Origin of the sequence: Pseudomonas argentinensis, assembly GCF_001839655.2 — a bacterium.
GTDB lineage: Bacteria > Pseudomonadota > Gammaproteobacteria > Pseudomonadales > Pseudomonadaceae > Aquipseudomonas > Aquipseudomonas argentinensis_B.
Window position 1 is genome coordinate 4,572,260 of record NZ_CP056087.1, and the last position, 20,636, is coordinate 4,592,895.

Sequence of the window (20,636 nt, forward strand, 5' to 3'; positions counted from 1 at the left end):
CAGACAGGGACAAGCGAATATGGCCCCTGTTGGCATATGAAGAGGATGTGCGGATACTGTTTTTCACGGCTTTTTATCCTTATTGGCTGACGGCGCCTGGCTCGCTGAAAGGCAATCGATGATTGCGCAATCAACGTGACACTGAATACGGCACCACGCAGTTCGCTACACAGCCGACTTTACAATGATTGCGCAATCATTCAAGCGAATTCTTGTCATGTTATCAGTTGTCTGATGAGGAGCCGGGTTGGGTCAGGTGGTTTCGCGGTCGATCAGCGTGAAACCGCTGTCCAGGCGCACCGCTTGCTGCTCACTACCCCCGCGAAACCGCTGCAGCAGCGCGCTGGCAACCTCCTCGCCCATGCGCCGGCCATCGACGTTCACCGTGGAAAGCGCAGGGTGCAGATGGGCGGCGCTGGACAGGTCTCCGAAGCCCATGACGGCCAATTGACCGGGCACTTCGATGCCCCTGCTCGCCGCCTCCGCCAGAATGCCCTGGGCCACGGTATCCGAACTGCACACGATCACTTGCGGTGCATGCCCCTCGGCCAACAGCTGGCGCAGCCCTTCCCTGCCGCTTTGCAGGGTAGCCGGCGCGGCGAGCACGGCCATGGGTACCTCGTCGATGCCCAGCGACTTTAGCTGATCGATCACGCTGCTGCCGCGTTTGAGCGCCCGGGAATCATCGACCGATACGATGGCGAAGCGCCGGTACCCCTTGCCGTGCAGGTGATCGGCAATCGCCTGCCCGACCTTCTCGTGGGAGAAGCCCACCTGCATGTCGATGGGCGATGCGCCCAGGTCCCAGGCCTCGACCACTGGAATGCCCGCCGCCTGCAGGCGCAGCCGGCTTTGCTCGGTGTGCAGGGTGCCGGTCAGCACGATCCCATCGGGGCGCCGACCGAGCACCGCGCCGAGCAGGCGCTCTTCCTGCTCGGCCGAATAGCCGGTCAGGCCGATCATGGTCTGGTAGCCCGCGGTGGTCAGGTGATCCATCAGCGACTGCACGGTCTCGGCAAAGATCGAATGGGCGATGGTCGGCACGAATATCGCCACCAGTCGGCTCTTGTTCGAGGCCAGGCCGCCCGCCAGCATGTTCGGCACGTAACCGGTCACCCGCACCGCTTCGAGCACTTTCCTGCGGGCGCTTTCGCTGACCACCTCGGGCCGGTGCAGAGCACGGGAAACAGTGATCGGCGAAACGCCGGCCACCTTGGCCACATCGATCAGCGTCACGCTCGCGCCCTTGCTCGCGGGGGTGGAGGAAGATGATGCACGAGATTTCTTTGCCATGAAGGGCCGCGGGCTGCGTGAAGGATCACGCATCTTAACCAGCCGGCCGGACGGTAACCAGAGAGCCTGCGGTAATCGGGTGTTGCCCGGCAGAACGAAAAAGCCGGGCACGAGGCCCGGGCTTGTGGAGCGGCAGAATCCATTCACGATAGGGCGAGCTGGAGCCATGCAAGGCCTGGGCGGCCCCGCTAAACCAGGCGAGCAACGCAGCGCAGCCTAGTAACAGCCAACGGCTGGCCCCCAGGGTGAGCGCAGCGAATCAAGCGAGCAGGCTGGTGATCAGCTTGTTCTTGACGCCGCATGGCCGACGCGCAGCTCATCGTGGATAACGGTTATTGCGCGCCCTGGGCGTCGATCAGCGCCGCCAGCTTCTGGTATTCGTCTGGCAGCAGCTCGGTCAGCGGGGCGCGAACCGGGCCGGCGTCGAAACCGGCGATCTTGGCGCCCGCCTTGACGATGCTCACCGCATAACCGGATTTACGGTTACGGATATCCAGGTACGGCAGAAAGAAGTCGTCGATGATCTTGCCGACGGTGGCGTGATCTTCACGGGCAATGGCATGGTAGAAGTCCATCGCGGTTTTCGGGATGAAGTTGAACACCGCCGAGGAATAGACCGGCACGCCCAGGGCCTTGTAGGCAGCAGCGTAGACTTCAGCGGTCGGCAGGCCGCCCAGGTAGGTCAGGCGCTCGCCCAGACGGCGACGGATCGACACCATCAGCTCGATATCGCCCAGGCCGTCCTTGTAGCCGATCAGGTTCGGGCAACGCTCGGCCAGTTGCTCCAGCAGTGGCGCGGTCAGGCGGCAGACGTTGCGGTTGTAGACCACCACACCGATCTTCACCGATTTGCAGACCTGCTCGACGTGAGCGGCCACGCCCTCCTGGGAGGCTTCGGTCAGGTAGTGCGGCAGCAACAGCAGGCCCTTGGCGCCCAGGCGCTCGGCTTCCTGTGCGTACTGGATGGCCTGGCGGGTCGAGCCGCCGACGCCGGCGAGAATCGGTACGCTGCCCGCGCAGGTGTCGACGGCGGTCTTGATCACCGACGAGTACTCGTCAGCGGCCAGGGAGAAGAACTCACCGGTGCCGCCCGCGGCGAACAGTGCCGTGGCGCCGTAAGGGGCCAGCCACTCCAGGCGACGGACATAACCGGCCGGGTTGAATTCACCCGCCGCATCGAAGTCGGTCAGCGGGAAGGACAGCAGGCCGGAGGAGAGGACGGTTTTTAGTTCTTGTGGAGTCATTCTTCTTACACCCTTGAATGAGGATATGGAGGCCGTTACCGGCAACTGAAGTCATACGTTATCGTACAACTAAATAAATTCCAAGCCCCCGGAGGTATTTCGGCCCGTATCCGATGTGAGCAGAACAGAATCTGGCACCTAGATAAATTGTGCAAAAACCATCCAAATCGAGGATTTTTATTGCACAAAAAACGGAAACCTTATTGGTTAATAATAATTTTAAGCCTTTTTTGGCTCCAGCCATTCGTATTTCAGGTGACATCGGCGTTCCTGTATCGGCCCTCAGTCATACGACAACATCAACCAAAATGGATTTTATAAAAGGGGTGCCCGCTGCAAAAGCATCCTCACCAGCCAGACCATTCACCTGCATCTGCCCCAACCGCTCCCCCTCTGCAGGAGATAGAGAGACGGCAGGACAATGTAAGTGTCCAACTAGGGATCCGAGGCGGGAGCGCGCCATGGGCGCGAAAATCGCGGGCATGGGCTAGGCGCTCCCCCCTCCCACAAAGGGGGTAGCCAGCTGGCTGCAGAATGGGCGAGTTATAGAGGCGCAACCCGGCCGATGGGTTGTGCAGGTGCCATGGCAGAAATCCGCTTAACCGCTTCAGGCGCGGCATGCCTATCTTGAGGCAGGGGGCGAACAGCGGTGAAACTCGTGGGAGCGCGCCATGCGCGCGAAATGGCTGGCACGACCCGCGCACATCTATGAACAGCCAGTCGGCCCGCCCTACCCTACGACCGCCTACCGCTGCCAGACCCAAGGGTCCAGCGATCAGCATACGCCACGGCCACAAAAGCAAAAAGCCCAGGCGCTAGGCCTGGGCTTCTACTTTGCAGCGTTCGGCTTACTGGGCGCCTTGCGCCTTGATCAGTGCGGCCAGCTTCTCGTACTCGTCGGGCAGCAGATCGGTCAGCGGGGCGCGGACCGGGCCGGCATCGTAGCCGGAGATCTTGGCACCGGCCTTGACGATGCTCACCGCATAACCGGCCTTGCGGTTACGGATATCCAGGTACGGCAGGAAGAAGTCGTCGATGATCTTGCCAACGGTGGCGTGATCATCCTTGGCGATGGCGTGGTAGAAGTCCATTGCGGTTTTCGGGATGAAGTTGAACACCGCCGAGGAATAGACCGGCACGCCCAGGGCCTTGTAGGCAGCAGCGTAGACTTCAGCGGTCGGCAGGCCGCCGAGGTAGCTGAAGCGATCGCCCAGGCGACGACGGATCGACACCATCAGCTCGATATCACCCAGGCCGTCCTTGTAGCCGATCAGGTTCGGGCAACGCTCGGCCAGTTGCTCGAGCAGCGGCGCGGTCAGGCGGCAAACGTTGCGGTTGTAGACCACCACACCGATCTTCACCGATTTGCAGACCTGCTCGACGTGGGCGGCGACGCCCTCCTGGGAGGCCTCGGTCAGGTAATGCGGCAGCAGCAGCAGGCCCTTGGCGCCCAGGCGCTCGGCTTCCTGCGCGTACTGGATGGCCTGGCGGGTGGAGCCACCCACGCCAGCGAGAATCGGCACGCTGCCTGCGCAGGTGTCGACTGCAGTCTTGATGATCGAGCAATACTCGTCAGCCGCCAGGGAGAAGAATTCACCGGTACCGCCAGCGGCGAACAGCGCGGTGGCGCCGTAAGGGGCCAGCCACTCGAGGCGGCGCACGTAGCCTTCAGGATTGAATTCGCCTTGGGCATCGAAATCGGTCAGCGGGAAGGACAGCAGACCGGAGGAAAGGACGGATTTTAATTCTTGTGGGGTCATTCTTCGAATACCTGTAGCACATGTGGAAAAAGAGCAGCCGCTGGCTGTAGAGATACGTTATCGTACGACAATAACTAAAACCATACCCTTCTCGACCTTTTGCACGTTCCTGCCTAAAAAAGGCGCTATACACAACCGCGCGCTTCACCAATGACGGTGACTGCGCGGTCATCTTTAGCGCGCCGGGCACCTGCCAACAGAAGGGTGAAACCCTCAGTCAACGGGGCGTCTGGCATACCGGATGGATAGTCGAGGTTTTTTTTGGCGTCGCGTTGACAGCGCAATCGGAGGCTGTTGATAATCCTCTCACTCATACGACAACCGATAACAAGCTCTCCATAAAAACAAACCAGAGACCGCTTACGCCATGACTACCCCTTCCAATGCGCAACCGCCCTTCCATCGCCTGCTGCTCACTGGCGCGGCAGGCGGATTGGGCAAGGTGCTGCGCGAGCGCCTGCAGCCACTGACCGAGATTCTGCGTCTTTCCGACATCGCCGAAATGGCGCCGGCCGAAGGCCCGCACATCGAGGTGCAGATCTGCGATCTGGCCGACAAACAGGCCGTTCATCAGTTGGTCGAAGGCGTCGACGCCATCCTGCACTTTGGCGGGGTCTCGGTGGAGCGTCCGTTCGAGGAAATCCTCGGCCCGAACATCAGCGGCGTGTTCCATATCTATGAAGCGGCGCGTCGCCATGGCGTCAAACGCGTGATCTTTGCCAGCTCCAACCATGTCATCGGCTTCCACAAACAGACCGACACCATCGATGCCGACGCCCCGCGTCGCCCCGACGGTTACTACGGTCTGTCCAAGTCCTACGGCGAAGACATGGCCAGCTTCTACTTCGATCGCTACGGCATCGAGACGGTCAGCATCCGCATCGGCTCCTCGTTCACCGAACCGCTGAACCGCCGCATGATGAGCACCTGGCTGAGCTATGACGACCTGGTGCAACTGATCGAACGCGGCCTCACCACCCCGAACGTCGGCCATACCGTGGTCTACGGCGCCTCGGCGAACAAGACCGTCTGGTGGGACAACAGCAAGGCCGCCCACCTGGGCTTCCAGCCCAAGGACAGCTCGGAGGTCTTCCGCGACAAGGTCGAGGCCCAGCCGCCGGTGCCGGCAGACGACCCCAATGCGCTCTATCACGGCGGCGCCTTCACCGCCGCCGGCCCGTTCGGCGACAGCTGAAACCGCGCCCTTCCCCCCGATAACAATAACAAGAGGTCGGACATGCCCACGCAAGCCGAACTGATTCTCGATGCCCGCAACGCCGTGGGCGAAAGCCCGGTGTGGAGCCCGCGGGATCAGGCCCTGTACTGGGCCGACATCCCCAACAGGCGGCTGTATCGCTGGAACCTGGCGGATGCCAGCACGCAGAGCTGGGAAGCCGACGAAATGCTCGCCTGCATCGCCCAGCGCGCCGATGGCAGCTGGGTCGCCGGCATGCAGAGCGGCATCTTCCAGCTGACCGCGGGCAACGATGGCCGCCTGACCGGCGAGCGCCTGGTCGAGGTTGCCCACGCCCGGGAGCAGATGCGTTTCAACGACGGCCGTTGCGACCGCCAGGGCCGCTTCTGGGCCGGCAGCATGCTGATGGACATGGCCGCAGGTGCCAATGTCGGCGCGCTGTATCGCTATGACGGCGCCGGCCAGGCCAGCCTGCCTGTGCTGCTGGACGAGCTGATCGTGCCCAACGGCCTGGGCTTCAGCCCGGACGGCCGCGTCATGTACCTCTCCGACTCGCATCCCTCGGTCCAGGCCATCTGGGCCTTCGATTACGACATCGACAGCGGCACCCCGCACAACCGCCGCCTGTTCGTCGACATGAACGACTATCCCGGCCGCCCCGACGGCGCCGCGGTGGATGCCGACGGCTGCTACTGGATCTGTGGCAACGATGCCGGCCTGGTTCACCGCTTCACCCCGGCCGGGCGCCTCGATCGCTCGCTGGAGGTGCCGGTGAAAAAGCCGACCATGTGCGCCTTCGGCGGCCCCGATCTGGACACCCTGTTCGTCACCTCGATTCGCCCGGGCGGCAACCTGGACGATCAACCACTGGCCGGCGGTGTATTCGCGCTGCGACCGGGCATCGGTGGCCTTGCAGAAACCCCGTTCGGACACTGATACCAACCCTGGCCCCGGCGACTCGCGGACGCCAGACGCTACACACTGCTGCAAACCCACAACAACAAAACGGAGCTTCACATGAACTTCAAGCGCAAGTTGCTCATCGCCGCACTCCCGCTGGCATTCGGCTTGTCCAGCCTGGCACAGGCCGACGTCACCCTGAAGATCGCTGAAATCCACCCGGCCGGTTACCCGACCGTGGTGGCCATGGAAAACCTCGGCAAGAAACTCGATACCGCCACCAGCGGCGAGATCAAGTCGCGCATGTTCGCCGGTGGCGTACTGGGCTCCGAGAAGGAAGTGATCGAACAGACCCAGATCGGCGCCGTGCAGCTGACCCGCGTCAGCCTGGGCTCGGTCGGTTCGGTAGTGCCGGCCACCAACGTCTTCAATATGCCGTTCGTGTTCCGCGACATCGACCACATGCGCAAGGTGGTGGACGGTGAAATCGGTCAGGAAATCCTCGACGCCATCACCAACTCCGACTTCAACATGGTCGGTCTGGCGTGGATGGAAGCCGGCAGCCGCAGCCTCTACACCAAGAAGCCGGTGCGCAAGATCGAAGACCTCAAGGGCATGAAGATCCGCGTGATCGGCAACCCGCTGTTCATCGACACCCTCAACGCCATGGGCGGCAACGGCATCGCCATGGACACCGGTGAAATCTTCAGCGCCCTGCAGAGCGGCGTGATCGACGGTGCCGAGAACAACTCGCCGACCCTGCTCGAGCACAACCACTTCCGCGAAGCCAAGTACTACACCCAGACGCACCACCTGATCCTGCCCGAGCCGCTGCTGATGTCCAAGACCACCTGGGAAAAGCTGACCCCCGAGCAGCAGACCCTAGTCAAGAAACTGGCCAAGGAAGCCCAGCTGGAAGAGCGTGATCTGTGGGTCGCCAAGGAAAACGCCTCCAACGAGAAGCTCAAGGCCGAAGGCGTCGAATTCATCGAAATCGACACCAAGCCGTTCTACGACGCGACCGCTCCGGTACGTGAGAAGTACGGCGCCCAATACGCCGACCTGATCAAGCGCATCGAAGCCGTCAAGTAACCCCCTCGCGCAAGCGTACGGAGCCGGCGTTCTGCCGGCTCCACACCTTCCGGTGAAGTCACATGAAAAATCTGGTTCTAGGCGTCAATGACGCCATCTATCGTGCCTGCATCATCGTCACCAGCCTGGCGATCGTGATCATGGCCACGATCATCCCCTGGGGCGTCTTCAGCCGTTACGCGCTGGGGCAAGGATTGGGCTGGCCCGAGCCCATCTCCGTGATGCTGATGGTGGTGTTCACCTTTATCGGCGCGGCTGCCAGCTACCGTGCCGGGGCTCACATGGCCGTAACCTCACTGACCGATCGCCTGCCGACCGTCGCGCAGCCGCTGATCACTCTCTTCGTGCGCCTGGCCATGGGGGCCATTGCACTGTTCATGCTGATCTGGGGCTACAAGCTGTGTGTGGCCACCTGGAACCAGTTCCTCAGCACCCTGCCAAGCGTGCGCGTTGGCATCAGCTACATGCCGATTCCCGTGGGCGGCTTCATCACCCTGCTGTTCGTGATCGAGCAACTGCTCTACGGCGACCAGCATAAACGTCGCGTCGTCGATTTCGAAGCGGTCGAAGATTCCAAGGAGGCCGTGTAATGGACGCCGCCATTCTCGTGGGCAGCTTCATCGTCCTCATCCTGCTGCGCGTGCCTGTCGCCTATGCGCTCGGCATGTCCGCCCTGATCGGCGCCTGGTGGATCGACATTCCGCTGCACGCGATCATGATCCAGATCGCCGGTGGGGTGAACAAGTTCTCCCTGTTGGCCATTCCGTTCTTCGTGCTGGCCGGTGCGATCATGGCCGAAGGTGGCATGGCACGTCGTCTGGTGGCCTTCGCCGGCGTACTGGTCGGCTTCGTGCGCGGCGGCCTGTCGCTGGTCAACATCACCGCCTCGACCTTCTTTGGCGCGATCTCCGGATCCTCCCTGGCCGATACCGCCTCGGTGGGCTCGGTGCTGATCCCGGAAATGGAGAAGAAGGGCTACCCCCGTGAGTTCGCCACCGCCGTGACCGTTTCCGGCTCGGTGCAGGCGCTGCTCACCCCGCCCAGCCACAACTCGGTGATCTACTCCCTGGCCGCTGGCGGCACGGTGTCCATCGCCGCGCTGTTCATGGCCGGTATCGGCCCGGGCCTGCTGATGAGCGCCACCATGGCCGCGCTGTGCCTGTGGTTCGCCAAGAAACGCAACTACCCGAAAGGCGAAGTGATCCCGCTGCGCCAGGCCATCAAGATCTGCGTTGAAGCCCTGTGGGGCCTGATGACCATGATCATCATCCTCGGCGGCATCCTCTCCGGCGTATTCACCGCCACCGAGTCGGCGGCCGTGGCGGTGATCTGGGCGTTCTTCGTGACCATGTTCATCTACCGCGACTACAAGTGGCGTGAACTGCCGAAGATGCTGCACCGTACCGTGCGCACCTTGTCGATCGTGATGATCCTCATCGCCTTCGCCGCCTCCTTCGGCTACATCATGACCCTGATGCAGATTCCATCGAAGATCACCACGGCGTTCCTGGCAATCTCCGACAATCGCTACGTGATTCTGATGTGCGTCAACTTCATGCTGCTGGCCCTCGGCACGCTCATGGACATGGCGCCGCTGATCCTGATCCTGACCCCGATCCTGCTGCCGGTGGTGACCTCCTTCGGTGTCGACCCGGTACACTTTGGCATGATCATGCTGGTCAACCTGGGCATCGGCCTGATCACCCCGCCAGTAGGCGCGGTGCTGTTCGTCGGCGCGGCCATCGGCAAGGTGACCATCGAGAACACCGTCAAGGCACTGCTGCCCTTCTACGCGGCACTGTTCGCCGTGCTGATGCTGGTCACCTACGTGCCGGCTATCTCGCTGTGGCTGCCTAGCGTCGTACTCTGATACCGCTCCACCCGCGGCGGGTCATGTCCTGGACATGACCCGCCGTTTTTTTAGCGCAGCGAGAACGGTGATCAAACCGTCAGGCGCTCGAGGTTCAACACGATACGGAAATTGCTTATGACTGCCCCTGCCCTGTTTCCCCGCCACATCGCCGTCATGCTCCTGGCGTTGCTGGCCTGCTCCTTTGCCGGCAACCATATTGCCGCGCGTATCGCCTTCGACAACGAAACCGGCCTGCTGCTGGCCATCCTCTGCCGCTCCGGCGTGACCATGCTGGTGCTGCTCGGCATCGTGCTGTGGCAACGCCAGGCCCTGCAGATGCCGCCCGGTGCCTGGCGCTGGCAACTGCTGCTGGGTTTGCTGATCGCTACCCAGAGCATCTGCCTGTACTCGGCCGTGGCGCGCATTCCCGTGGCCCTGGCGCTGCTGATCGGCAACACCTTTCCGATCCTGCTCGCCTTGCTCACCTGGGCGCTGGGTGGCTCGGCACCGACGCGGCGTACGGTGATGCTGATGGGACTGATCCTGCTCGGCCTGGTCTTCGCTCTGGATCTGCCGGCACGCCTGGGCGCCAGCGAACAGGTCGGTCCCGAGTGGATCGTCGGCGTCAGCGCCTCGTTCCTGGCCGCCTGCGTGTTCGCCTGCGCGCTGTGGATCACCGATCACAAGCTCTCCAGTCTGCGCGGCTCGGTGCGCAGCATGCTGACCCTGATGATCGTGTTCAGCAGCATGGCCCTGGCCGGTAGTGCCGACCTGATCCCTGGCGGTATGAACCTGCCGGCCAACGCCACCGGCTGGACCGCCCTGGGCGCCCTGGTGCTGCTCTATGGCATCGCCTTCTGCATGCTGTTCGTGACCGTGCCGCGCCTGAACATGGCCAAGAACGCCCCGGTGATGAACATGGAGCCCATCGCCACGCTGCTGTTCGGCTGGCTGCTGCTGGATCAGGTACTCAGTGGCATGCAGATGATCGGCGGCGCGATCGTGCTGGCGGGAATCGTATTGCTGACCTATCGCAAGGACACCTGAGCATCGTGTCACCACGGGCTGCGCGTCGATCCTGCAGCAATGAAAAGGGCCTGGGTGCTCATCCAGCAACGTAGATTCGGCACCCAAGCCCTTCAGGGTCTCACGGGACTCAGGCCTGCTTGGCCGCCACCTCGGCGGACTCGTGGGCCTGACGCAGGCGCTCGCGGCTGTTGGTCAGGTGCAGGCGCATGGCGGCACGCGCCGCATCGGAGTCCTGGCGAGCGATGGCCTCGAAGATCTGCTCATGCTCACGCTCCAGGCGCGCCATGTAGTGGGCATGGTCGTCATGGGCGATACGCGCCGAATTGAGCCGGGTGCGCGGGATGATACTGGTGCCCAGGTGGCTCATGATGTCGGTGAAGTAGCGGTTGCCCGTGGCATGGGCGATCTGCAGATGGAACTGGAAATCCGACGACACCGCATCGCTTTCGTGGGCGGCGCCCTCGTTCAGCGCATCCAGCGCCTGGCGCATGGACGCCAGTTGCTCGGGGGTGCGGCGCTGGGCAGCCAGACCGGCCGACTCCACTTCCAGGCTGATACGCAGCTCGAGCACGGCCAGCACTTCACGCAGGGTGACGATGGTCGCCGGGTCGATGCGGAAACCGCCGGGATTGGGTGTATCCAGCACGAAGGTGCCGATGCCGTGGCGGGTTTCCACCAGACCGGACGCCTGCAGCCGTGACAACGCCTCACGCACCACGGTGCGGCTGACACCCTGCTCTTCCATGATCGCCGACTCGGTCGGCAACTTGTCACCACGCTTGATCACCCCGTCGCGAATGCGTTGGGACAACTCCGCGACCAGTTCCTGTGCCAGGCTGCGATGCTTGCGGCGCGCGCGTGGCTGCGTGTTCTGAGTTTCCATAGAAATCGCTATCGTCCGGATGGCCAAAGCGCATCATATCTCAGAGAGTTGTATGATGACACGTTCTTCGTTTATCTCCGCCTAACGGCTGGATAACTGCACAGGTACTGCCCTATGTCGTATGACACTCTACTCCTGCACGACGGTATTACCCAGCTTACCCTGGCACCGGGCATTGGCGGGGCCATCGCCAACTGGACGGTGGTCGCCACCGGCCAGCCGCTGCTGCGCTCCGCCGACCAGCAGGCGCTCGAGGCCGGTACGCCGCGCCTGCTCGGCTGCTACCCGCTGGCGCCCTGGTCGAATCGTATCACCGAGGGCGGTTTCGACAACCCCGAAGGCTGGCTGGCCCTGACCGCCAACGCCGATAACTCGCCCCTGCCGATTCACGGCAGCGCCTGGCAACAAGCCTGGCAGGTGATCGAGCACAGCGAGCGCTCGGCATTGTTGCGCCTCGACAGCCAGACGCCCTTCGCCTACACCGCCGAGCAGCGAATCGAACTGAACGAAGGCCGTCTGTACATCCACCTGCAGGTTACCCACGGAGCAGAGGCGCCGATGTGGCACGGCCTGGGGCTGCATCCCTACTTCCCCCGTACCCCCCATACCCGCCTGCAGGCCCATGCTGGGCAGGTCTGGCACTGCGATGTGAACAGCCTGCCCACCGAGTTGGGCGCGCTGCCGCCCCATTGGGATTTCAGCCAGGAACAGGAATTGCCGTCGATCCACACCGACAACGCCTTTATCGGCTGGAACGGCCAGGCGCGAATCCTTCAGCCGGACGCCGGTTACAGCCTGGAGCTCGGCAGCGATCAACGCATCTACCTGCTGTTCTGCCCCGACGGCAAACCCTTCTTCTGTTTCGAGCCGGTCAGCCATCCGGTCAACGCCCATCATCTGCCCGGCAAGCCCGGCCTGGTGCTGCTGCACCCGAATCAAAGCCATAGCCTGAGCCTCAGCCTGCGCTACCTCCCGCTGAGCTGAGCCAATCAGTTCACGCCGCCGGGGCGCAGCGCTGGACTTTCCGCGCGGGTTGATGATAATCACCCGCCTGCCCCGTGTTCGGCCGCACGCGCGAATAACCTGAACCATACAAGGGGCATAGGCTTCGAAAAGATGTGGCGACCGTATCAGTAAGACCGCCCGGTCTTACGTTGTTGCCCCATCCCCCTATTGGAAACCATGGGTACTATCGTGACGAAAGACGAACTGCGCGCCGAACTCGAGCGCCAGGCGCAGCGTTACAAGGATGTATACGGCGGTGAAGTGATCACCTACGCCGCTCAACCGGATCCGGAACGCAAGCCTTGGCGCAAGAAGGCCAGCCTGCTCGACCAGGCCTTCGACAAAGAAATCGAGAAGATCGAAAAAGATCTGTCCAGCAAGGCCGAGGCCAGAGCCGAAAGCGCCTGATGGGCTGACGGCTTCCGGGCTGCGAGCAGCAGCCCCCGCCCAGGCTTAGCGTCGCTTGGAGCCGGACTTGCCCCCCAGCAACGATCCCAACACACCCCGAACCAGTTGCCGGCCAAGCTGATTGGCGACCTGGCGCATGGCGCTTTTCACTGCCTGGCTGGCCAGCCCGCCGAGAAACTCGCCTGCCACGCTGGCGGTAGAGGGCGCCTGCTTGCCGGCCTGCACCTGTTCGCTCGCCTGGGTCGCGCGCGCGGTGAGAATCTCGTAAGCCGATTCGCGGTCGATGGGTTTGTCGTATTGCCCCGCCAGGGGCGATTGGCGAATCAGCGCAGCGCGCTCACTTGCGGACAGCGGCCCGATGCGTGATTGCGGCGGCGCGATGGCGACACGCTGCGCCATGGCCGGCGTGCCCTTTTCCTCCAGCGTGCCCACCAGCGCCTCGCCGATCCCCAGTTCGGTGAGCACCGCCAGGCAATCGAACGCCGGGTTGGGCCTGAAGCCGTCAGCCACCGCACGCAACGCTTTCTGCTCACGGGTGGTGAAGGCGCGCAGCCCATGCTGGATGCGCAAGCCGAGCTGGGCCAACACATCATCCGGCAGATCGCCCGGCGACTGGGTGACGAAATACACGCCCACGCCCTTGGAGCGAATCAACCGCACCACCTGTTCCAGGCGCGTCTGCAGCGCCTTCGGGGTATCGGCGAACAGCAGGTGCGCCTCATCGAAGAACAGCGCCAGTACCGGTTTGTCGGCATCGCCGCGTTCGGGCAGTTGCTCGAACAGCTCGGCCAGCAGCCAGAGTAGAAAGGTCGCATAGACCTTGGGCGCCTCGTGCACCAGGCGGCTGGCGTCTAGCAGGTGAATGCGCCCGCGGCCATCGCCATCCGGCTGCAGGAGGTCTTCGAGCTGCAGCGCCGGCTCACCGAACAGCGCCTCGCCGCCCTGCTGCTCCAGGCTGGCCAGGCGCCTGAGCAGCGCCTGGGCCGAGGTACTGGTGAACAAGGCACTGTCGGCGCCCAACACCTCGGGCTGTTCCTTCAGATGGGTCAGTAGCGCTTGCAGATCCTTGAGGTCGAGCAGCAGCAAGCCTTCACGGTCGGCGACCTTGAACGCTGCATACAGCGCCGCCTGCTGGCTATCGGTGAGCTCCAGCAGGGCGCCGAGCAGCAGCGGCCCCATTTCGCTCAATGTGGTGCGCAGCGGATGGCCGCTCTGCCCGTGCACGTCCCACAGGCTGAGCGGATAGGCCGTCGGGCTGTGCGCCAGCCAGGGCATGCTGGCGATACGCTCGGCCACTTTGCCCTGTGGCGCGCCGGCGGCGCCGAGCCCGCTCAGATCGCCCTTCACGTCTGCCGCGAACACCGCCACGCCGGCCTCACTGAAATTCTCGATCAGGCGCTGCAGGGTGACCGTCTTGCCGGTGCCCGTGGCGCCGGCGATCAGGCCGTGGCGGTTGGCCAGACGCAGCGACTGGCTGATCACGTCGCCCTCGCTGCCAGCGCCCAGAACGAATTGCTGATTCAACGCCATACCACCGTCCTCTGGATTAAAGCTTTAGGGATCCGCTGCCGACATACCCGCCAGGTCGCGACCGATTCAGCCTCGGCTCGATCGTCTGCCCTGCCCCACTCGCCACCTGGCGACGCCCTACAAGACTGGTTCCAGTGACTACCGGACGCAAGATGCCCATGACGAGAAACCTGCAGTTCAGCCACAAGATCCTGCTGGCCGCCACCCTGGTGGTTACGGTCGCCTTCGCCTTGTTCAGCCTCTATAACGACAGCCGCCAGCGTAGCAGCATTCAGGCATCGCTCCAGAGCAACCTGAGCCAGGCCAGCAACGCCGCCGCTGGCAATATCGAAAGCTGGCTGTCCGGGCGTATCCTGCTGGTCGAAAGCCTGGCCCAGAACCTGGAGTTGGCCATTGCCGGCGGCAACCTGCAGGAGGTCATTTCCCGGCCGGTCTACAAATCCGCCTTCCTTTCCACCTATATCGGCGTGCAAAGCGACGGCCGCTTCCTGTCCAGCCCGCCCACCCAGATGGCCGCCGGCTACGATCCGCGCACCCGCCCCTGGTACAAGGACACCGCCCAGGCAAATCGCACCATCCTTACCGCGCCCTACGTCGACCAGATCACCAACTCCCTGGTGATCTCGCCGATCGCCCCGGTACGCGGCCCGGACGGCCAGCCATTCGGCATGACCGGCGGTGACGTCAGCCTCGATACCCTGGTGCAGATCATCAATGCCATCGAGCTGGGCGATCTGGGCTATGCGTTCCTGGTCAGCAAGGACGGCACGGTGCTGGTCCACCCCCAGGGCGAGCTGGTGATGAAGAACCTGCGCGACCTCTACCCGAACACCCCCATCGGCCTGGACAGCAAACTCACCGAAGTCAGCCAGGGCGGCGAGGAACGCCTGCTGACCTTCGCGCCGGTCAAGGGCCTGCCGGACGTGCAGTGGTACGTGGGCCTGTCGATCGACAAGAACCTGGCCTACGCGGCGCTGGATGAATTCCGCCTGTCGGCCGCCATCGCCACCTTGATCGCCGTGGCGCTGATCATCGCCCTGCTCGGCGTGTTGATCCGCGTGCTGATGCAACCGCTGACCACCATGGGCAAGGCCATGGAAGACATCGCCCGCGGTGAGGGCGACCTGACCAAGCGCCTGGCCATTCAGTCCCAGGACGAGTTCGGCGCCCTGGCCAGCTCCTTCAACCGCTTCGTCGAGCGTATCCACGCCTCGATCCGCGAAGTGTCCTCGGCCACTGCCCAGGTCAACGAGGTCGCCAAGCTGGTGGTCAACGCCTCCAACTCCTCGATCCTCAACTCCGACGAGCAGGCCAGCCGCACCAACAGCGTGGCGGCAGCGATCAACGAGCTGGGCGCCGCCGCCCAGGAAATCGCCCGCAACGCCGCGGACGCCTCCAGCCAGGCCTCCGACGCTCGCCAGCAGGCCGAGGACGGCGGCAAGGTGGTGCAGCAGGCGATCAACGCCATGACCGACCTGTCGGCCAAGGTCGTCGACGCCCGCGGCAAGATCGAGATGCTCGCGGGCAAGACCGCCGATATCGGCCAGATTCTCGAGGTGATCAAGAGCATTTCCCAGCAGACCAACCTGCTGGCGCTCAACGCGGCCATCGAGGCCGCCCGTGCCGGCGAGGCGGGGCGTGGTTTCGCAGTGGTCGCCGATGAAGTGCGCAACCTGGCCCATCGCACCCAGGAGTCGGCCCAGGAGATCGAGAAGATGATCGAGGAGCTGCAGGTCGGCTCCAGCGAATCGGTCACCACCATGACCGAAAGCCAGCTCTACAGCGAACAGAGCGTGCAGGTCGCCAACCAGGCCGGCGAACGCCTGGGCAGCGTGACCCTGCGCATCGGCGAGATCGACGGCATGAACCAATCGGTGGCCACCGCCACCGAAGAGCAGACCTCGGTGATCGAGGCGCTGAACATGGACATCACCGAGATCAACACCCTCAACCAGGAAGGCGTAGAAAACCTGCAGGCCACCTTGCGCGCCTGCGCGGATCTGGAGCAGCAGGCCGCGCGCCTCAAGCACCTGGTCGACAGCTTCCGGATCTGAGTAACGAAAAGGGCGCCACTGGCGCCCTTTTTCATGTAACGGAGCTCTATTTGTCGGAGCTCTGCTGCTCGCGCTGCCACAAGGCTTCGGCTCCCTCGAACTCGGTGCCGTCCTCGTCGCTCAACGCATCAGGGTCGTACCGTCGCACGCACCCTTCGCCGAGCGTGGGTGGCGGCTTGGCGGCGCCGGGTTGTGGCGTGTCGTCGTCATCCATCGCAGAGCCCTTGTTCGGCCGGGGTCAGTCGAAGACCACCGTCTTGTTGTTGTGCACCAGCACCCGGTCTTCCAGGTGATAGCGCAGACCACGGGAAAGCACCATCTTTTCCACGTCCTTGCCCAGGCGCACCATCTCTTCGATGGATTCGCGATGGCTGACGCGCACCACGTCCTGCTCGATGATCGGGCCGGCATCCAGCTCTTCGGTCACGTAGTGGGAGGTCGCGCCGATCAGCTTGACGCCGCGCAGCGAGGCCTGATGATAGGGCTTGGCGCCCACGAACGAGGGCAGGAAGCTGTGGTGGATATTGATCACCCGCTGCGCATAGTCCTGACACAATTTGGGCGGCAGGATCTGCATGTAGCGCGCCAGTACGATGACGTCCGCCTGGTGCTCTTCGACCAGGCGCGCGACTTCGTCGAACGCCGGCTGCTTGTTCTGCGCGTCCACCGGCACGTGAATGAACGGAATGCCATGCCACTCGACCATGCTGCGCAGGTCGTCGTGGTTGGAGATCACGCAGGGAATGTCGCAGTCCAGCTCGTTGCTGTGCCAGCGGTGCAGCAGGTCGGCCAGGCAGTGAGATTCGCGGCTGGCCATCAGCACCACGCGTTTCTTCTGTGCCGAATCGGTGATGCGCCACTCCATGGAGAATTCCCGGGCGATCGGCGAGAACGCCTGGTTGAAACCGTCCAGGTCGAAGGGCAACGAATCGGCGCGGATTTCATGGCGCATGAAAAACCAGCCGCTCTGCGTGTCCGAATGGTGGCTCGCTTCGGTGATCCAGCCGTTGTAGGTCGCCAGGAAGTTACTGACCTTGGCGACGATGCCGGTACGATCAGGGCAGGCGATTACCAGCCGAAAAGTGCGCATGAACAACTCCAGAGAATTAGCGAAGGCGCGCATTTTAGCCAGACTAACGAAAAACTGCAGTATCTCGTGACGGCCGCCATCGACCATCCGGCGGGCGCGGCCCCGCGCCTGAAAAGCAAGGCACCGGCAGTTGGCTTAATAAATTCCTCCCTGGGTACCGTAACCGGTTAAATACCCATTTTTTAAGTAGTAATTAAATTAAACGCACTGAATTGTTGCCGGCGGGGGTGTAACTTTCTTTGTTCAAATACGTCTGTTTACTACAAAACGGTTTACTTAAAACCGGCCGCTGTCTACTATAAGCAACACTTGGTCACCCTCCCTCGCATTGCATTAAAGGTACACATATGTCGCTGATCACCGAATACCGCAGCCTCGAAGAAAACATCAAAGAACTGCAAGAGCGCCTGAAAAGCCTGTCGCAAGACGACAAGCTGAAAAAGGAACTGGAGTTCGAAGGCAAGCTGCGCACGCTGATGGGTGAATATCAGAAGTCGCTGCGCGACATCATTGCCCTGCTCGATCCCGAGGCCAAGGCCGGCAAAGCACCGCGCACGGCAGGTAAGGCAGCAGCCACCGGCAGCAAACGCGCACGCAAGGTTAAGCAGTACAAGAACCCGAACACCGGTGAAGTCATCGAAACCAAAGGTGGCAACCACAAGACCCTTAAAGAGTGGAAAGCCAAGTGGGGCGCAGACGTAGTCGAAGGCTGGGCCACCCTGCTGGACTAATGCCCGACCGGGGCGGTGAGTCCATGAAGAACGCCAGCATCGCTGGCGTTTTTTATGGGTGCCTTTTCGAATCACCGCAATAGAAAGATTTCATTGGTCACACCAGTTGACACAACGTGTGGCACTCTTGCTTATCGCTCTTCATGTTGTAGGCCATATCGCTGGCGCAACTGATGTGCGTGCTCGATCCAGGCCTGCAATAGCAGGCGCTGACTATCTGTCGCCGCGGTCAGATAAACCGCCATGTCCGCCTCGAAACTCGCCAGCGTATTCGGCGCACCCAACTCGCTCAGGGTAAGTCGCTGACGGCAGAAGCTGTGCCAGCGCAGTTGCTCTTCGCTGTTCAACGTACCGGGAAAGTTGCGTGCCCGGTAACGAAACAGCAACTCGGGCAAACGCGCATCATCGAACGGCCAAGCGTGCGTCGCCAATTGCGCCGGATCGCTGTTGCGTACCTGTTCACACAAGCGCCGATCGCGGTCACCTATAAAGCCGTCGTACAACTGCTGTTCTGGATCCATGACCGCTGCGAAACTTTCTTGCGCATAAACCTGCGGCAATTTGTCTCGCCATTGTTGCTGCGTATCGACCAACCGCTGGGCGCGGACCTGGAACTCGGCCTTGTCCAACTGCAGGCGCTGGCAATCTTCAGGGCGTAATACCCCCAGCGGTGCGATCATCGGGCAGCGATTGATATGTATGAGCTTGAGCGGCACCGGCTGCTCGCCTTCAGCCAGCTCATCGCGACGGGTGTAGAGGCGACGGCGCAAGGTGTCGGCATCCTGGTCAAGCAAGGGCGTGGCGTCGAGGTGCAGGTCGCAAACGATCAGGGCATTGCGGTTGCGCGGATGCCAGGCCAGGGGTAACACGATCGCCAGGTAATGTCGCGCCCCGGAAAAACGCCCGGATACATGCACCAGCGGCTGCAACAGGCGGATCTGATCGAGCACCTGCTGCTTGTTGCGCAGCCCGTAGAGGTAGTCATAAAGCTTGGGTTGGCGCTCGCGGATCAGGCGCGCCAGGGCGATGGTCGCCCGCACATCGGAAAGCGCGTCATGGGCCTGGCCATGCTCGATGCCGTTGGCCGCGGTGAGCCGCTCGAGCTTGAGGCTGACGCCCTGCTCGTCCCGGGGCCACTGGATGCCTTCGGGGCGCAACGCATAGGCGGTGCGCACCATGTCGATCAGGTCCCAGCGGCTATTGCCGCCCTGCCACTCGCGGGCATAGGGGTCGAAGAAATTGCGATACAGGCTGTAGCGCGTCACCTCGTCATCGAAACGCAGACTGTTGTACCCCACGCCACAGGTACCTGGCCGCGCCAGCTCGGTGTGCACGCGGGTCATGAACTCGGCTTCACCGAGGCCTTCACGGGCCAGACGCTCCGGCCCGATGCCAGTGATCATGCACGCCGCGGGATGGGGCAGGATATCGTCGCTAGGCTGGCAGTACAGGTTGACCGGCGCCTCGATCTCGTTGAGCTGCTCATCGGTGCGGATCCCGGCGACCTGCAGCGGGCGATCCCGGCGCGGGTCGATACCGGTGGTTTCGTAGTCGTACCAGAACAGACTGGAAGGCACAGCGGACTCCTGTAGCGAATGAGCGTCGCAGTCTAGGTTCGTTGTCCCCTGACCACAAACCATCAGGGTAGGGAAAAAGCTTGATGGCGTTCACGGCTGCAGACAAAGTCGGTGAGCCACCCCTTGTTCACTATTTGCAACACCATTAATATCAGGAAACAATCTTATCCCGCTCGCCAAGGAAGAATCATGAGTGACGCTACCAATCCCTACGCCGTTCCCACCAGCCAATTGCAGGATGCGCCCACTGGCGATCAGGCACTGAGCGTCGAACAGGCCCTGAGCCGCGGTTACGACTTCACCATCGGCGGCCTGCTCAGCGAAGCCTGGCAACTGACCAAGGGCACCAAGGGCATCATCATCGGCGGCTTCCTGATTTTCTACGTGGCGATCCTGGTCGCCTCGTTCGTGGTCGGAGCCGTGCTGGGCATCTTCAGCCTGTTCAGCGACAGCCTGGTCCTGATCATCATCGGTCAGCTGCTGACCACCATCATCGCATCCGCGGTGAGCTACCCGTTCTTCGCCGGCCTGAACATGATCGGCATTCGCCGTGCGGCCGGTCAGCCGTTCAGCTTCAACGAGATCTTCAGCCACTTCGGCAGCCTGGTGCCGCTGCTGATCGCTGCCGTGCTGATGATGGTGCTGATCTACCTCGGCATGATCCTGCTGCTGATCCCGGGCATCTACCTGGCGGTGGCCTACATGCTGGCGATCCCCCTGATCGTCGAGCGTGGCCTCTCCCCCTGGCAGGCCATGGAAGCCTCGCGCAAGGCCATCACCCAGCACTGGTTCAAGGTGTTCGGCCTGTTCCTGCTGCTCGGCCTGATCGTCATCGTCAGCGCCATCCCACTGGGCATCGGCCTGATCTGGACCATTCCGCTGTTCGTGATGGTCATGGGCGTGCTGTATCGCACCATCTTCGGCGTCCTGCCCGTCGCACGTTAAGCAAGTTCAGCCCAGGTCGCGCCCGTGCGGCCTGGTTGCTTCCCGCCC

19 protein-coding genes are annotated in these 20,636 nt (G+C 62.6%); 11 read left to right on the forward strand and 8 right to left on the reverse strand.

All coding sequences use genetic code 11. The annotated features are described in order from the left end of the window. Positions 1-252: 252 nt before the first annotated feature. From SA190iCDA_RS20670 to kdgD (SA190iCDA_RS20680), 3 genes are all read right to left on the reverse strand, one after another. Entirely contained in the window at positions 253-1,293 is a 1,041-nt protein-coding gene (locus tag SA190iCDA_RS20670; RefSeq protein WP_070887583.1) for a LacI family DNA-binding transcriptional regulator, read from the reverse strand. Between the two features lie 332 nt (positions 1,294-1,625). After that, positions 1,626-2,537 carry a 5-dehydro-4-deoxyglucarate dehydratase gene (gene kdgD, locus SA190iCDA_RS20675; protein WP_070887584.1) on the reverse strand — a complete coding sequence of 304 codons (912 nt, stop codon included), beginning with the start codon at positions 2,535-2,537 and terminating at the stop codon, positions 1,626-1,628. An 848-nt stretch (positions 2,538-3,385) separates the two neighbouring features. Then, a complete protein-coding gene (gene kdgD, locus SA190iCDA_RS20680) occupies positions 3,386-4,297 on the reverse strand; it encodes a 5-dehydro-4-deoxyglucarate dehydratase (RefSeq protein WP_070887585.1) in 912 nt (303 codons plus the stop codon). A 367-nt stretch (positions 4,298-4,664) separates the two neighbouring features. Between kdgD (SA190iCDA_RS20680) and SA190iCDA_RS20685 the strand changes: the two genes are divergently transcribed. From SA190iCDA_RS20685 to SA190iCDA_RS20710, 6 genes are all read left to right on the forward strand, one after another. Continuing rightward, the gene (locus SA190iCDA_RS20685; protein WP_070887586.1) at positions 4,665-5,492 is read left to right on the forward strand and encodes an NAD-dependent epimerase/dehydratase family protein; all 828 of its coding nucleotides are present in this window, start codon (positions 4,665-4,667) and stop codon (positions 5,490-5,492) included. A 42-nt stretch (positions 5,493-5,534) separates the two neighbouring features. Then, positions 5,535-6,428: an SMP-30/gluconolactonase/LRE family protein gene (locus SA190iCDA_RS20690; RefSeq protein ID WP_070887587.1), complete on the forward strand. Its 894-nt coding sequence runs from the start codon at positions 5,535-5,537 to the stop codon at positions 6,426-6,428. An 81-nt stretch (positions 6,429-6,509) separates the two neighbouring features. Then, the gene (locus tag SA190iCDA_RS20695) at positions 6,510-7,484 is read left to right on the forward strand and encodes a TRAP transporter substrate-binding protein (protein ID WP_070887588.1); all 975 of its coding nucleotides are present in this window, start codon (positions 6,510-6,512) and stop codon (positions 7,482-7,484) included. A gap of 62 nt (positions 7,485-7,546) precedes the next feature. Further along, the gene (locus tag SA190iCDA_RS20700; protein ID WP_070887589.1) at positions 7,547-8,074 is read left to right on the forward strand and encodes a TRAP transporter small permease; all 528 of its coding nucleotides are present in this window, start codon (positions 7,547-7,549) and stop codon (positions 8,072-8,074) included. After that, the gene (locus SA190iCDA_RS20705; RefSeq protein WP_070887590.1) at positions 8,074-9,354 is read left to right on the forward strand and encodes a TRAP transporter large permease; all 1,281 of its coding nucleotides are present in this window, start codon (positions 8,074-8,076) and stop codon (positions 9,352-9,354) included. The genes SA190iCDA_RS20700 and SA190iCDA_RS20705 overlap by 1 nt, the downstream gene beginning before the upstream one ends. Positions 9,355-9,471: 117 nt before the next feature. After that, positions 9,472-10,383: an EamA family transporter gene (locus SA190iCDA_RS20710; protein ID WP_070887591.1), complete on the forward strand. Its 912-nt coding sequence runs from the start codon at positions 9,472-9,474 to the stop codon at positions 10,381-10,383. Between the two features lie 109 nt (positions 10,384-10,492). Here SA190iCDA_RS20710 and SA190iCDA_RS20715 read toward each other — a convergent pair whose 3' ends face one another. Next, positions 10,493-11,248 (reverse strand): FadR/GntR family transcriptional regulator, encoded by a 756-nt coding sequence (locus SA190iCDA_RS20715; RefSeq protein ID WP_070887592.1) that lies wholly within the window; start codon positions 11,246-11,248, stop codon positions 10,493-10,495. Positions 11,249-11,362: 114 nt separating this feature from the next. Between SA190iCDA_RS20715 and SA190iCDA_RS20720 the strand changes: the two genes are divergently transcribed. Both SA190iCDA_RS20720 and SA190iCDA_RS20725 read left to right on the forward strand, forming a co-directional pair. Then, positions 11,363-12,232, forward strand: a complete 870-nt coding sequence (locus SA190iCDA_RS20720) for an aldose 1-epimerase (protein WP_070887593.1) — start codon at positions 11,363-11,365, stop codon at positions 12,230-12,232. A 210-nt stretch (positions 12,233-12,442) separates the two neighbouring features. Continuing rightward, positions 12,443-12,661: a hypothetical protein gene (locus SA190iCDA_RS20725; RefSeq protein ID WP_027906000.1), complete on the forward strand. Its 219-nt coding sequence runs from the start codon at positions 12,443-12,445 to the stop codon at positions 12,659-12,661. Between the two features lie 45 nt (positions 12,662-12,706). Here the strand turns inward: SA190iCDA_RS20725 and SA190iCDA_RS20730 are convergent, their stop codons facing one another. Next, complete coding sequence (locus SA190iCDA_RS20730; protein ID WP_070887594.1) at positions 12,707-14,191, reverse strand: helicase HerA-like domain-containing protein; 1,485 nt, start codon at positions 14,189-14,191, stop codon at positions 12,707-12,709. Positions 14,192-14,349: 158 nt separating this feature from the next. Here SA190iCDA_RS20730 and SA190iCDA_RS20735 point away from each other — a divergent pair, with 158 nt between their 5' ends. After that, positions 14,350-16,245, forward strand: coding sequence for a methyl-accepting chemotaxis protein (locus tag SA190iCDA_RS20735; RefSeq protein WP_070887595.1), 1,896 nt, complete (start codon positions 14,350-14,352; stop codon positions 16,243-16,245). A gap of 46 nt (positions 16,246-16,291) precedes the next feature. Here SA190iCDA_RS20735 and SA190iCDA_RS20740 read toward each other — a convergent pair whose 3' ends face one another. Both SA190iCDA_RS20740 and purU read right to left on the reverse strand, forming a co-directional pair. After that, a complete protein-coding gene (locus SA190iCDA_RS20740) occupies positions 16,292-16,459 on the reverse strand; it encodes a hypothetical protein (RefSeq protein WP_170833982.1) in 168 nt (55 codons plus the stop codon). A 24-nt stretch (positions 16,460-16,483) separates the two neighbouring features. Beyond that, complete coding sequence (gene purU / locus SA190iCDA_RS20745) at positions 16,484-17,335, reverse strand: formyltetrahydrofolate deformylase (RefSeq protein ID WP_070887596.1); 852 nt, start codon at positions 17,333-17,335, stop codon at positions 16,484-16,486. Positions 17,336-17,682: 347 nt separating this feature from the next. Here purU and mvaT point away from each other — a divergent pair, with 347 nt between their 5' ends. Next, on the forward strand, positions 17,683-18,066 hold the full coding sequence (gene mvaT / locus SA190iCDA_RS20750) for a histone-like nucleoid-structuring protein MvaT (protein ID WP_070887597.1): 384 nt from the start codon (positions 17,683-17,685) through the stop codon (positions 18,064-18,066). Between the two features lie 131 nt (positions 18,067-18,197). Here the strand turns inward: mvaT and sbcB are convergent, their stop codons facing one another. Then, on the reverse strand, positions 18,198-19,643 hold the full coding sequence (sbcB, locus tag SA190iCDA_RS20755) for an exodeoxyribonuclease I (RefSeq protein ID WP_070887598.1): 1,446 nt from the start codon (positions 19,641-19,643) through the stop codon (positions 18,198-18,200). Positions 19,644-19,832: 189 nt separating this feature from the next. Between sbcB and SA190iCDA_RS20760 the strand changes: the two genes are divergently transcribed. After that, positions 19,833-20,588 (forward strand): hypothetical protein, encoded by a 756-nt coding sequence (locus SA190iCDA_RS20760; RefSeq protein WP_070887599.1) that lies wholly within the window; start codon positions 19,833-19,835, stop codon positions 20,586-20,588. The last annotated feature ends 48 nt before the right edge of the window (positions 20,589-20,636 follow it).

What these genes read in the sequence shown, in the direction of transcription:
- SA190iCDA_RS20670 (WP_070887583.1), bottom strand. Translation starts at nt 1,293, where the DNA reads ATGGCAAAGAAATCTCGTGCATCATCTTCCTCCACCCCCGCGAGCAAG.
- kdgD (WP_070887584.1), bottom strand. Translation starts at nt 2,537, where the DNA reads ATGACTCCACAAGAACTAAAAACCGTCCTCTCCTCCGGCCTGCTGTCC.
- kdgD (WP_070887585.1), bottom strand. Translation starts at nt 4,297, where the DNA reads ATGACCCCACAAGAATTAAAATCCGTCCTTTCCTCCGGTCTGCTGTCC.
- SA190iCDA_RS20685 (WP_070887586.1), top strand. Translation starts at nt 4,665, where the DNA reads ATGACTACCCCTTCCAATGCGCAACCGCCCTTCCATCGCCTGCTGCTC.
- SA190iCDA_RS20690 (WP_070887587.1), top strand. Translation starts at nt 5,535, where the DNA reads ATGCCCACGCAAGCCGAACTGATTCTCGATGCCCGCAACGCCGTGGGC.
- SA190iCDA_RS20695 (WP_070887588.1), top strand. Translation starts at nt 6,510, where the DNA reads ATGAACTTCAAGCGCAAGTTGCTCATCGCCGCACTCCCGCTGGCATTC.
- SA190iCDA_RS20700 (WP_070887589.1), top strand. Translation starts at nt 7,547, where the DNA reads ATGAAAAATCTGGTTCTAGGCGTCAATGACGCCATCTATCGTGCCTGC.
- SA190iCDA_RS20705 (WP_070887590.1), top strand. Translation starts at nt 8,074, where the DNA reads ATGGACGCCGCCATTCTCGTGGGCAGCTTCATCGTCCTCATCCTGCTG.
- SA190iCDA_RS20710 (WP_070887591.1), top strand. Translation starts at nt 9,472, where the DNA reads ATGACTGCCCCTGCCCTGTTTCCCCGCCACATCGCCGTCATGCTCCTG.
- SA190iCDA_RS20715 (WP_070887592.1), bottom strand. Translation starts at nt 11,248, where the DNA reads ATGGAAACTCAGAACACGCAGCCACGCGCGCGCCGCAAGCATCGCAGC.
- SA190iCDA_RS20720 (WP_070887593.1), top strand. Translation starts at nt 11,363, where the DNA reads ATGTCGTATGACACTCTACTCCTGCACGACGGTATTACCCAGCTTACC.
- SA190iCDA_RS20730 (WP_070887594.1), bottom strand. Translation starts at nt 14,191, where the DNA reads ATGGCGTTGAATCAGCAATTCGTTCTGGGCGCTGGCAGCGAGGGCGAC.
- SA190iCDA_RS20735 (WP_070887595.1), top strand. Translation starts at nt 14,350, where the DNA reads ATGACGAGAAACCTGCAGTTCAGCCACAAGATCCTGCTGGCCGCCACC.
- SA190iCDA_RS20740 (WP_170833982.1), bottom strand. Translation starts at nt 16,459, where the DNA reads ATGGATGACGACGACACGCCACAACCCGGCGCCGCCAAGCCGCCACCC.
- purU (WP_070887596.1), bottom strand. Translation starts at nt 17,335, where the DNA reads ATGCGCACTTTTCGGCTGGTAATCGCCTGCCCTGATCGTACCGGCATC.
- mvaT (WP_070887597.1), top strand. Translation starts at nt 17,683, where the DNA reads ATGTCGCTGATCACCGAATACCGCAGCCTCGAAGAAAACATCAAAGAA.
- SA190iCDA_RS20760 (WP_070887599.1), top strand. Translation starts at nt 19,833, where the DNA reads ATGAGTGACGCTACCAATCCCTACGCCGTTCCCACCAGCCAATTGCAG.